Source organism: Neisseria dentiae (assembly GCF_024580525.1).
Lineage (GTDB): Bacteria > Pseudomonadota > Gammaproteobacteria > Burkholderiales > Neisseriaceae > Neisseria > Neisseria dentiae_A.
In genome coordinates, this window is the sequence record NZ_JANIKQ010000034.1 from 1 (window position 1) to 11,723 (window position 11,723).

General features: G+C 56.0%; 7 protein-coding genes and 2 pseudogenes. 6 read left to right on the forward strand and 3 right to left on the reverse strand.

What is annotated here, in order from left to right; all coding sequences use genetic code 11:
• Positions 1-288: pseudogene (locus NQ012_RS12345) on the reverse strand (leucine zipper domain-containing protein); the annotation flags it as partial.
• A 302-nt stretch (positions 289-590) separates the two neighbouring features.
• Here NQ012_RS12345 and NQ012_RS12350 point away from each other — a divergent pair.
• From NQ012_RS12350 to prmC, 3 genes are all read left to right on the forward strand, one after another.
• The gene (locus NQ012_RS12350; RefSeq protein WP_257067886.1) at positions 591-1,397 is read left to right on the forward strand and encodes a M48 family metallopeptidase; all 807 of its coding nucleotides are present in this window, start codon (positions 591-593) and stop codon (positions 1,395-1,397) included.
• 613 nt (positions 1,398-2,010) lie between these two features.
• Positions 2,011-4,023 (forward strand): choline BCCT transporter BetT, encoded by a 2,013-nt coding sequence (gene betT / locus NQ012_RS12355; protein ID WP_257067887.1) that lies wholly within the window; start codon positions 2,011-2,013, stop codon positions 4,021-4,023.
• 345 nt (positions 4,024-4,368) lie between these two features.
• Positions 4,369-5,190, forward strand: a complete 822-nt coding sequence (prmC, locus tag NQ012_RS12360) for a peptide chain release factor N(5)-glutamine methyltransferase (RefSeq protein WP_257067888.1) — start codon at positions 4,369-4,371, stop codon at positions 5,188-5,190.
• A gap of 167 nt (positions 5,191-5,357) precedes the next feature.
• Here prmC and NQ012_RS12365 read toward each other — a convergent pair whose 3' ends face one another.
• Complete coding sequence (locus NQ012_RS12365; RefSeq protein WP_257067892.1) at positions 5,358-6,008, reverse strand: HAD-IA family hydrolase; 651 nt, start codon at positions 6,006-6,008, stop codon at positions 5,358-5,360.
• A 226-nt stretch (positions 6,009-6,234) separates the two neighbouring features.
• On the opposite strand from NQ012_RS12365, the gene mgtE reads away from it, so the two are divergent.
• On the forward strand, positions 6,235-7,680 hold the full coding sequence (gene mgtE / locus NQ012_RS12370) for a magnesium transporter (protein WP_257067889.1): 1,446 nt from the start codon (positions 6,235-6,237) through the stop codon (positions 7,678-7,680).
• A gap of 71 nt (positions 7,681-7,751) precedes the next feature.
• Here mgtE and NQ012_RS12375 read toward each other — a convergent pair whose 3' ends face one another.
• Complete coding sequence (locus NQ012_RS12375; RefSeq protein WP_257067890.1) at positions 7,752-8,726, reverse strand: transferrin-binding protein-like solute binding protein; 975 nt, start codon at positions 8,724-8,726, stop codon at positions 7,752-7,754.
• 235 nt (positions 8,727-8,961) lie between these two features.
• On the opposite strand from NQ012_RS12375, the gene recG reads away from it, so the two are divergent.
• The gene (recG, locus tag NQ012_RS12380) at positions 8,962-11,001 is read left to right on the forward strand and encodes an ATP-dependent DNA helicase RecG (RefSeq protein ID WP_257067891.1); all 2,040 of its coding nucleotides are present in this window, start codon (positions 8,962-8,964) and stop codon (positions 10,999-11,001) included.
• A gap of 434 nt (positions 11,002-11,435) precedes the next feature.
• Positions 11,436-11,723, forward strand: a pseudogene (locus NQ012_RS12385) (leucine zipper domain-containing protein); the annotation flags it as partial.

Sequence of the window (11,723 nt, forward strand, 5' to 3'; positions counted from 1 at the left end):
ATAGGATTTGTTGTAACGCTTTGCCTGTTTTTTGAGTTTCTCTTCGATTTCCCGCTCAACTTTAGCCAGGCGTTTCATGCCGTATTTGGCTTGTTTAAAGCGGTTGTTGGTGCTTTTTTGCGGGGTGAGTAGCCGCAACCGGGCTGCTTTGAGTATGCGGTAAATCGTTACTCTGCTGACACGGTATTGTTGTGCCAACGAAGTTACACTGATTTTGTCTTGTGTATAAGCGCGCCAAATGGCCTGGCGGTTATGCGGGGTTAGCCGGGTATTTTTATGGATGTTCATGCAGTATTGTCTTTCAAATACTGTAAACAACGCTAGCTTTTCCTACACCTTATATATAATCAGGTCGTGTAGTCAGAAAGCGTTGCGGCGGTATTTTTGGTTAAAATCCGCACCTGCGGCGTTAGGTAGCGTAGCGGACTTGCGAAGCTAAAGTGCTCGCAAGATGTTCAATCTTGCTGTGCTTTTTGCCTTGCATCTGCGGATTTTCCCTCAAAAAACCGCTTCGCAAGCATTCTGACTACACGACCTAGGCCGTCTGAAAAATATTGATTTTACCCGTCTAAACAAACAGGGATATTCCGATGAAAACAGCTTTCCCCTTACGTTCTGCAATTGCCGCCGCAACCCTCGCCGCCGCTTTGGCAGGCTGCACCTCGGTGGCCGATATGGTGGGCTACGACAGCAACACGCTTAACGAAAGCGCCGCCAAAAGCTACAACCAGGTGATGCAGCAGGCGCGCAGCAAACAGGTGCTCGACACCACTTCGCAAACCTCGCGCCGCATCCACAGCGTGTTCAACCGCCTGCGCCCCCATGCCGAACGCGCCAACCAAACCGGTGTGGCGTTCAACTGGCAGATGAGCGTGATCAAATCCAACGAGCTGAACGCTTGGGCGATGCCCGGCGGCAAAATGGCGATGTACACCGGCATGGTTGACCGCCTGAAGCTGAGCAACGACGAAATCGCCGCCGTGGTCGGCCACGAAATGGCGCACGCCCTGCTCGAACACAGCAAAAAAGCCATCGGCCAGCAGGTGTTAACCGGCCTGGCGGCTAATGTAGGCGGTTCGATTGTGGCCGCCAGCACCGGCATCAGCAGCGATGCCATCGGCCTCTCTTCCGACCTGTTGAGCCAATACGGCGTGAATATGCCGTTCTCGCGCAGTCAGGAGCGCGAAGCCGACGCCCTCGGCGTGCGCCTGATGGCAGAGGCGGGCTACAACCCGCAGGCAGCCGTTTCGGTGTGGGAGAAAATGAACAAAGTGAGCGACAACAACAATGCCTTGAACGCCATCACCTCGTCGCACCCTACCAACAATGCGCGTATGGAGGCCATCCGCAAAATGTTGCCGGAAGTGATGCCGGTTTACGAACGCAACCGCCGCTGAATAGTTGTTTGGTAAACATCGGGCCGTCTGAAAACTGTTTCAGACGGCCCGATAATTTTGCAAATACGGTTGCCGACACCACTTTGCGGACCTAAAAAATCCGCGTCATACCCGGGCTTGACCCGAGTATGACGGCGGCTGTTACTAACAAGAAGTGGTTTAACTATATATATATATTCGAGGCCGTCTGAAATGTTTGATTCCGTCATTATCGGGCTTGACCCGATAATCTAGTGCTTGCCGTTTAAGCAAAAGACAAATATTTCAGAAACATTCAGCGCTGGATTGCCGGGTCAAGCCCGGCAATGACGGGCGGGGTTGTCGGAAACCCGCGTATCCGCGTTAAATTTTCAGACGGCCTGCGGCCTTTGCGAAATTCATTGAGGCCGTCTGAAAAGATGTATGCGAAACGCCTTTGTTAACCTATTTTTACGGTTGCAGGTTCAAATTTATCCCTTCCAAACCATCTTCCGCACCGATAGCGGTTAAAGTGTCGTGCGGTAACAAACGGTTTCGTTTCGTTACCTGCACACCAACAATCATAAATAATCATAACGTCTGCTTAAATTAACCCTGCCTGTTGAGGCTGTTTCCAATTCACACAGGAGAATTTATGCAAGGTGCACCTGTCAAACCCTCTTCTTCGCCTGCCGGTTTTGCGATTAACAAAACCGTGTTTCTGGCTTCTTCGGTTATTTCTATTTCACTGATTCTGTTTACGATTTTATTTCCCGAGTTGGGCGAGGCCGTGCTCGGCAGCTCGCTGCGCTGGGTGTCGGACCATTTCGGCTGGTATTACATGCTGGTGGTGGCGGCCTATTCGGTGTTTGCGGTGTTTGTGGGCTTGTCGCGCTACGGCGACATCAAGCTGGGCAAGGATCAGGACAAGCCCGATTTCCCGTTTCTCACTTGGGCAGCGATGCTGTTTTCGGCGGGTATCGGCATTGATTTGCTGTTTTTCGGCGTGTCCGAACCGCTCACCCATTATCTTTCGCCGGCGCTGGGTGAGGGCGGCACGCCCGAAGCGGCGCGTGCGGCTTTGTCGCAAACGTTTCTGCACTGGGGGCTGCACGGCTGGGGCATTTATGCCTTGATCGGCATGGCGCTGGCTTATTTCGCCTACCGCCGCGATATGCCGCTGGCGCTGCGCAGCGCGCTGGTGCCGCTGTTCGGCGAAAAGCGCACCAACGGCCTGCTGGGGCATATCGTGGATACGTTCGGCGTGGTCGGCACGCTGCTGGGGCTGGCCACCAGCCTCGGTATCGGCGTGTTGCAGGCCAATGCGGGTTTGAACCATGTGTTCGGCATCGAAACCAGCAAGGCGGTTCAGACGGCCATTATCGTGGCGGTAACCGCGGCGGCGGCGATGTCGGCGATGTCGGGCGTGGAGCGCGGCGTGCGGCGCTTGTCGGAAATCAATATGCTGGGGGCGACGTTTATTCTGATTGCGCTTTTGGTGATGGGGCCGACGCTGTTTCTGCTCAATGCTTTCACCGAAAACATCGGCCATTATTTTCAAAACATCGTGAATAAAACGTTTCAGGTGTATGCCTACGAGGGCACGAAAGGCGAGGAATGGAAAGCTTCGTGGACGATTTTTTTCTGGGCCTGGTGGGTGGCGTGGGCGCCGTTCGTGGGGCTGTTTATCGCCCGCATTTCGCGCGGACGCACCTTGCGCGAGTTTGTGTTCGGCGTGATGTTTATTCCGCTGGGCTTTATCTTTGCGTGGTTTTCGGTGTTCGGCAACAGCGCCATCGAGCTGGTTAACGGCGGCGTGGCCGAGCTGGGCAAAACCGCGTTGGAAAACCCGGCGATGGGGATGTTTGTTTTGTTCGAGCATTACCCCGCGCCCGCCTTGTGGTCGACGCTGGGCGTGGTTATCGGCCTGATTTTCTTCGTTACCTCTGCCGATTCGGGCGCATTGGTTTTGGCCAATTTAAGCTCGAAAAACCTGGCTTCCGACACCGATGCGCCGGTGTGGCTGCGCTTTTTCTGGGCGGCGGCCACCGGTTTGATTACGCTGGGGCTGCTGCTTGCCGGCGGTTTCAGCTCGCTGCAATCGGTGTCGGTGGTGGCGGGTTTGCCGTTTTCGCTGGTGTTGGTGCTGTATATGGTGTCGATGGCCGTTTGTTTGCGGCAGGAAGGCAACAAGCGCAAGGCCGTGCAGATTGATAAGGCGCTGGTGCTCGACAGTGGCCAAAACTGGCGCAACCGTCTCAACCGGCTGGTGAATTTCCCCACCGCCACCGCCGCTTTGCGCTTTATGTTCAAAACCCTGCAACCGGCCATGTTGGAAGTGGCGCACGAATTGCAGGCCAAAGGGCTGGACACAGAGCTGGCCGAAGATAAAGAAAACCGCAAAATCCGGCTGGAGGTGATGCACGGCGACGAGGTGGACTTTTTATACGAAGTGCGGCTGGTTGAAGCGGTTAAACCCATATTTGCGCTTGGGCAGGCGGGCAATATCGCCCCGGGCAAAGACCAGGAAAAATACTACCGTGCCGAGGTGTTTTTAAGCGAAGGCAGCCAGGATTACGATATCGTCGGCTACACCAAAGAGCAGGTGATCATCGACATTCTCAACCAATATGAGCGGCATATGCAGTTTCTGCATTTCGAACGCTAAACGCAGCGCAGGCCGAGACCTTTGCAAAATTCTTCTCGATACCTTAAAACACTTGCGTCATGCTCGGGCTTGACCCGAGCATCTGTTTGTTTTAGAAGAAAAAGAGATACTCGGGTCAAGCCCGAGTATGACGAAATATAAATAAATTCAGGATTAAAATGGCTTTTTTTGCAAAGGTCGCAGTCCATCTGAAAAAAAACATTTCAGACGGCCTGCGCCGCTATACCCGGACTTGACCCGGGTATCTTTTTGAGGCATTTGCAAGCCGGTTTGGGCCGCAACCCCAAACACACCGCCGTTTCCGCTATATAATTCAGGCCGTCTGAAACGCACCCCTACCCCATCATGCCGCAAACCCTGAACCAATGGCTGCAAGCCTGCCCGCTGCCCAAAAACGAAGCGCGTATGCTGCTGCAACACGCCGGCGGCTACACCCGCACCCAACTGGTTACGCGCGGGCAGGAAACGCTGCCCGATAACGTGGCCGCCGCCGCCGCCAAGCTGGCCGATCGCCGCATCGGCGGCGAACCGATGGCCTACATTCTCGGCACGCGCGAGTTTTACGGCCGTATTTTCCAAGTGGACGGCAGCGTGCTGATTCCCCGCCCCGAAACCGAACACCTGGTCGAAGCCGTGCTCGAACACCTGCCGCCGAACGGGCGGGTGTGGGATTTGGGCACGGGCAGCGGCATCATCGCCGTAACCGTTGCGCTCGAGCGCCCCGATGCGGTCGTGCGCGCTTCCGACATCAGCCCCCAAGCCCTGCAAACCGCCGCCGCCAACGCCCGCGCGCTCGGCGCAAACATCGAATTTGCCTGCGGTTCGTGGTTTGATGCGGGCAGGCCGTCTGAAAACCGAACCTACGACATCATCGTCTCCAACCCGCCCTATATCGAAGCGGGCGACAGCCATTTGCAGCAGGGCGATCTGCGTTTCGAGCCGCAAAACGCACTCACCGATTTTTCAGACGGCCTAAGCTGCATCCGCACGTTGGTGCAGGAAGCGGGCCGGTGGCTCAAAACCGGCGGCGTGCTGTTGGTGGAACACGGCTACAACCAAGGCGCGGCGGTGCGGGCGCTGTTTGAACAAAACGGGTTTGCACAAGTGGAAACGCGGCAGGATTTGGCGGGATTGGACAGGTTAACGTTGGGCCGTCTGAAAGCTTAGTGTACATACCGGGTCAAGCCCGATAATGACGGCGGTCAATATGGTAGGTCGGGCATTTATGCCCGACTTTTGTTTGGATTCGGGTTGTGTCGGGCATAAATGCCCGACCTACGGCTGCGGTAAAACATCACGCCGGCAGCAGGCATTTCAGACGGCCTCAATGCTTTTCACAGCCCCGCCAGCAGCCCGGGCAGTTCTGCCAAATCGTCGATAACCGCCAAACAGCCCGCCTGCCGCAATTGTTCCGCCGGATGGGCGCCGGTGGTGATGCCCACGGCGCGGGCACCGGCGTTGGCGGCCATTTCCAAATCGTAAACGGTGTCGCCGACCACCAATGCGTCGGCAGGATTCAACCCCAGCTCGTCGCACAGTTTGAACACCATGTCGGGCGCGGGTTTGGAGGGCTGCTCGCTGGCGCAGGCGGTGGCGAGCCAGAAGCCGGCGGTATCGGTTTGGGCGATGGCTTTGTCCAGCCCGCTTCTGCCTTTGCCGGTGGCCACCGCCAGCCAATAACCTTGCTGCTTGAGGGTTTGCAGACAGGGAATCGCGCTTTCAAACAGCCGCATATTCTGGTTGTTGGGGTTGAGATAATGGTGGGCGTAGGTTTCGGCCAACTGCTCTTTGACATGGATGTCGGCATCGGGCGCGAGGTGGCGGATGATGGTAACGAGATTGTAGCCGATAAGTTTTTTGATGTCGGCGGCTTCGGGGGCAGGCAAGCCGCACTCGGCGAAGGTTTGCCGGAAGGTGTCGATAATCGGGCCGGTGGTGTCGGCCAGCGTGCCGTCCCAGTCGAAAATAATCAGTTTGGGTTTCATGTTTGCTCCGCGTTGCTGTTTTGCGGGTTTCATTGTACTTCTGTTTCTGTAAATCTTGGTAAGGCCGTCTGAAAAGGTGTAGAATACGCGCCGTTTCCAACCACCCGCCTGCACGGTTCAGGCACGCATCATGGACCTTCCCAGTTCATCATCCGCCACACACAAACCCACCGTTTAACCATCCCGCCCGAATACTGCCCCCGCACTTCAGGCGGGCGGAGTATTTATGAGCATCGAAGCAAATACCCCCGAAACCACCGAGCCGGACAAAACCGAGCGTATGCCGCTCGACATCGAACGCGTGCACGCGCTTGCCGAAGCGCTGCTGCCCGTTGCCGAACAGATTGAAAACGACCTGCCCGTCGAAGACGAAACCCTAAGCGCCAAACTGGTCGAACTGATTGCCGTGCTGCACGAACTGCACCCCGCCGACGTGGCGGCGGTGCTCGAATCGCTGCCGCAAAAAGAGCGCTCGATGGTGTGGCATCTGGCTTCGCCCGAAGAAGACGGCGAAGTGCTGCTGGAAGTTTCCGACGCGGTGCGCGAAACGCTGATTGAGTCGATGGACAAAGAAGAGCTGCTCGCCGCCGTAGATGATTTGGATGCCGACGAGCTGGCCGAGCTGGCGGGCGACCTGCCGCACCAAGTGGTGTATGAAGCGCTGCAAACCCGTGATGCCGAAGAGCGCGCGCAGGTGCAGGCGGCGATGTCGTATGAAGACGACCAGGTGGGCGCGATTATGGACTTCGAGCTGGTAAGCATCCGCGCCGACGTGGCCTGCGAAGTGGTGCTGCGCTATCTGCGCCGTTTCGAGAGCCTGCCCGACCACACCGATAAAATTTTCGTGGTTGACGAAAACGACGTGTTGCAGGGCGTGCTGCCCATCCGCAAACTGCTGGTGGCCGACCCCGACGAGTTGGTGGAAAACGTGATGGCCACCGACGTGGTGCGCTTCCGCCCCGAAGACAACGTTGAAGAAGCCGCGCAGGCGTTCGAGCGTTACGACTTGGTAACCGCGCCCGTGGTCGATGCCGATAAAAAGCTAATCGGCCGCATCACCATCGACGAAATGGTCGACGTGATCCGCGAAGAGAGCGAAACCGATATTTTGAACATGGCCGGTTTGCAGGAAGAAGAAGACCTGTTCGCCCCGATTTGGCATTCGGTGCGAAACCGCTGGGTGTGGCTGGCCGTGAACCTGTGCACCGCCTTTATCGCCAGCCGTGTCATCGGCGCGTTTGAAGGCAGCATCGAAAAAATCGTGGCGCTGGCCGCGCTGATGCCGATTGTGGCGGGCATAGGCGGCAACTCGGGCAACCAAACCATCACCATGATCGTGCGTGCGATGGCGATGGGGCAGATTTCCGGCGTGCAGGCGCGGCGGCTGCTGAAAAAAGAAGTGGGCGTGGCGCTGGTGAACGGCCTGATTTGGGGCACGGTGATGGGCGTGGTTTCGTGGCTGCTCTACGGCAGCATCGGCATCGGCCTCGTGATGGTGGCCGCGATGACGCTCAACCTGCTGCTCGCCGCCACCGTGGGCGTGCTGATTCCGGTGATGATGGACAAAGCCGGCCGCGACCCCGCGCTGGGCAGCTCGGTGCTGATTACCGCCGTAACCGATTCGGGCGGTTTTCTGATTTTCTTGGGGCTGGCGACAATGTTTTTGTTGTGATGCCCGTATTGTGAATGAAAGGCCGTCTGAAACGTTTCAGACGGCCTTTGGTTTATTGGGCATATACGCCGTTATTTTCCGGTTTCGGCTTTTTTCGCGCCGAACGAGCCGGCAGAATGCATATAGGCATTGTAAACACCGGCCAGCTCGGCCGCCTGCGGGCCGTAGAAACCGCCGGATGCGGCCACACGGCCTTCGTTGTAGGTTTGATGGGAAAGCTCGTAGTTGGTGGCGAAGCGGTTGCCGTTGATGTCGGCATTAAATTGATAATAATCACCTAATTTGCCGGAAAGTGTTTTGTTGCCGAAGTCGGCTGTGAAAGAAGCCGGGGTTTCAGAGGGGTGGCCTCCGCGCACGCTGCCGTGATAGGCCTTGCCCTCGTAACGTGCAATTCCGCTAACCGGCATATCTTCCGGGGCGGTTTTCCAGCCTTGGGCGAAGAATACGTTTTGGTGGAAATCGGGATCCCAGCCGACCATACCTAAAGAGATTTTATCGAATTCGCAGATTTCGTCGCCCGCAGCGCACGGTGCGGCGGTCGGATAGTAATACCAGCCGTGGGCGGCATATTTCAAATCGGTGGAAACGGTTTTATAGGTGGGCTGGCCGTGTTCGTTGCGGTCGGTCGAATCCACTTTGCCTCCGCGCACGGCATCGGGCGGCAGCATGGCGATCTTTTGGCCGTTAACCACTAAAGTGTAGATATCGTTGGTGTTTTCCGTGGTGCCGTGGCCTTGTCCTAAAGGGTCGAAAGCAGGCGGCATTTCATACATACGGGGATGTTCGTGAAAAAAAGCATCACCGCTGACGGATGGTTCCACGCCTTTGGGCAGGGCGGCATCCTGATTGGGCGGGGTTGTATCGGGCGCAGGCGTGGTGTTGTCGGCAGGTGTAGTGTTATCAGAGGGTGTGCCGTTGTCGGCAGGCGGGGTTTGCGGGGCAGAAGGGATATCGGCAGACGGGGATGAATTGCCGCCGCTGCTTGAGCAGGCGGCCAGCATTAAAGCAGCCAAAACGGCGGCAGTATAATGGTTGTATGTTTTCATGGCAGGCTCTCCTTTTTAGCCGGTTAAACGTTCTCTCGGTACGGATGTTTATGAAAAAATCATAAATCTTTGATTTATAATATTATTATATGATATTGTTTTAAGTTTGAGTATTAGACGTGTGAGGAGTGTGCCGGCTTTTTTCGTTTGATTTAAGCTACATCAAAATCAGATTTTGATTTCTTTCAGACGGCCTTTACAATGCCGTCTGAAAGCCATTCCGCCTTGCCCCGCTATGACCCCCGAACACCAAAAGCTGCTCAAAATCAACGACGCCACGGCCAAGAAGCTTGAAAAACTCAACCTCAACACGCCGTGGGACGTGGTGCTGCATCTGCCGCTGCGCTATGAAGACGAAACGCACATCATGCCGATTGCCGATGCGCCGCTTGGCACACCGTGTCAGGTTGAAGGAGAGGTGGTTCATCAGGAAGTGCAGTTCAAACCGCGCAAGCAGTTGGTTGCGCAGATACGCGACGGCTCGGGCAGCGTGCTGCATCTGCGCTTTATCCATTTTTACCCCAGCCATCAAAAGCAGCTCGCGGCGGGCAAACGCATCCGCGCGGTGGGCGAAATCAAGCACGGGTTTTACGGCGACGAGATGATACACCCGAAAATCCGCGATGCCGAAAGCAGCAGCCTGGCCGAAAGCCTCACGCCCGTGTATCCCACCGTCAACGACCTTAACCAGCCCACGCTGCGCCGCATCATTCAGGCGGCCTTAGACAGCATTCCCTTGCACGATACGCTGCCAAACGAATTATTAGGCCGTCTGAAACTGCCGCACTTGGCCGAAAGCCTGCACCTGCTGCACGCACCGCCGCCGAGCTTCACCATTCACCAGCTTTCAAACGGCGCTTTGCCCGCGTGGCAGCGGCTGAAATTCGACGAGTTGCTCGCACAGCAGCTTTCGATGCGGCTGGCGCGGCAGAAACGCATCAGCGGGCAGGCCAAACCCTTGCGCGGCACGGGCGAATGGTCGCAAAAACTGCTCTTGGCGCTGCCGTTCGCACTCACCGCCGCCCAACAGCGCGTGCTGGCCGAAATCCGCGCCGATATGCAGCAGCCCCACCCCATGCACCGCCTGCTGCAAGGCGACGTGGGCAGCGGCAAAACCATCGTGGCCGCACTTTCGGCGCTCACCGCCATCGAGGCCGGTTGCCAAGTGGCGGTGATGGCGCCCACCGAAATTCTGGCCGAACAGCATTACGCCAAGTTCAAACAATGGTTCGAACCGCTGGGTTTGAGCGTGGCATGGCTCTCCGGCAGTCAGCGCAAAAAAGCCAAAGAAACCAATAAAGCCGCCATTTCAGACGGCCTTACCCAAATCGCCGTCGGCACACACGCCCTGTTTCAAGACGACGTTGAATTCCAAAATCTCGGTTTGGTGATTGTCGACGAACAGCACCGCTTCGGCGTGGCGCAGCGTTTGGCCTTAAAAAACAAAGGGCAAGACGTACACCAACTGATGATGTCGGCCACCCCCATTCCGCGCACGCTGGCCATGAGTTTTTTCGCCGACCTCGACGTTTCGGTGATTGAAGAGCTGCCGCCCAACCGCACCCCGATTAAAACCCGCCTCGTCAACAGCGTGCGCCGTGCCGAAGTGGAAGGCTTCGTGTTGAACACCTGCCGCAAAGGGCAGCAGGCCTATTGGGTTTGCCCGCTGATTGAAGAAAGCGAAACCCTGCAACTGCAAACCGCCACCGAAACCCTGCAAACGCTTCAGACGGCCTTACCCGAACTGAACATCGGTCTGGTGCACGGACGCATGAAGAGCGCCGAAAAAGCCGAAGTAATGGCCGAATTTATCGCAGGCCGTCTGAACGTTTTGGTGGCCACCACCGTTATCGAAGTGGGTGTGGACGTGCCCAACGCCAGCCTGATGGTGATTGAGCACGCCGAACGCATGGGCTTGGCGCAGCTGCACCAACTGCGCGGCCGTGTGGGTCGCGGCACCGCCGCCAGCACCTGCGTGCTGCTGTTTTCCGAACCCTTGGGCGAAGTGGCCAAAGCACGCCTGAAAGTGATTTACGAGCACACCGACGGCTTTGAAATCGCCCGCCAAGATTTAAACATACGCGGCCCCGGCGAATTTCTCGGCGCCCGCCAAAGCGGCGTACCCATGCTGCGTTTTGCCAACCTCGAAGAAGATTTGCAGCTCTTGGAACAAGCCCGCGAAATCGCCCCGAGGCTGATTGAAGAGCGGCCGGATATCGTCGAAGCGCATTTAAACCGCTGGTTGGCGAGCAGGGAAGGATATTTGGGGGTGTGAGCGGGTGATGCCTTTGCAAAATTCTCTCAGGCCGTCTGAAATGCTCAACCGTCGTCATACTCGGGCTTGACCCGAGTATCTTACTATTTCTTTTGAAACAAAAAAGATGCTCGGGTCAAGCCCGAGCATGACGCATGAGGTATAAAAATCAGACCGATGCCTTTGAAAAATTGTAAACTCTAGTTAGGCCGAGACCTTTGCAAAATTCAACACCACCTGAAAAACTGGATTTCCGTCATTCCCGCGCAGGCGGGAATCCAGGTGCTTGGCATTCAAGCATTTGTTTAATCAATACTTCAATATTTCCATCCGGATTCCCGCCTGCGCGGGAATGACGGAATTTAAGCATTTCAGACGGCCTTAAGGTATTTTTGCAAAGGTCTCAGGTGTAGGAAAAGCTAGCGTTGTTTACAGTATTTGAAAGACAATACTGCATGAACATCCATAAAAATACCCGGCTAACCCCGCATAACCGCCAGGCCATTTGGCGCGCTTATACACAAGACAAAATCAGTGTAACTTCGTTGGCACAACAATACCGTGTCAGCAGAGTAACGATTTACCGCATACTCAAAGCAGCCCGGTTGCGGCTACTCACCCCGCAAAAAAGCACCAACAACCGCTTTAAACAAGCCAAATACGGCATGAAACGCCTGGCTAAAGTTGAGCGGGAAATCGAAGAGAAACTCAAAAAACAGGCAAAGCGTTACAACAAATCCTAT

Bases quoted from the DNA above. Each gene is read 5' to 3' on its own strand.
- NQ012_RS12350 (WP_257067886.1), top strand. From the start codon at position 591: ATGAAAACAGCTTTCCCCTTACGTTCTGCAATTGCCGCCGCAACCCTC.
- recG (WP_257067891.1), top strand. From the start codon at position 8,962: ATGACCCCCGAACACCAAAAGCTGCTCAAAATCAACGACGCCACGGCC.
- prmC (WP_257067888.1), top strand. From the start codon at position 4,369: ATGCCGCAAACCCTGAACCAATGGCTGCAAGCCTGCCCGCTGCCCAAA.
- betT (WP_257067887.1), top strand. From the start codon at position 2,011: ATGCAAGGTGCACCTGTCAAACCCTCTTCTTCGCCTGCCGGTTTTGCG.
- NQ012_RS12365 (WP_257067892.1), bottom strand. From the start codon at position 6,008: ATGAAACCCAAACTGATTATTTTCGACTGGGACGGCACGCTGGCCGAC.
- mgtE (WP_257067889.1), top strand. From the start codon at position 6,235: ATGAGCATCGAAGCAAATACCCCCGAAACCACCGAGCCGGACAAAACC.
- NQ012_RS12375 (WP_257067890.1), bottom strand. From the start codon at position 8,726: ATGAAAACATACAACCATTATACTGCCGCCGTTTTGGCTGCTTTAATG.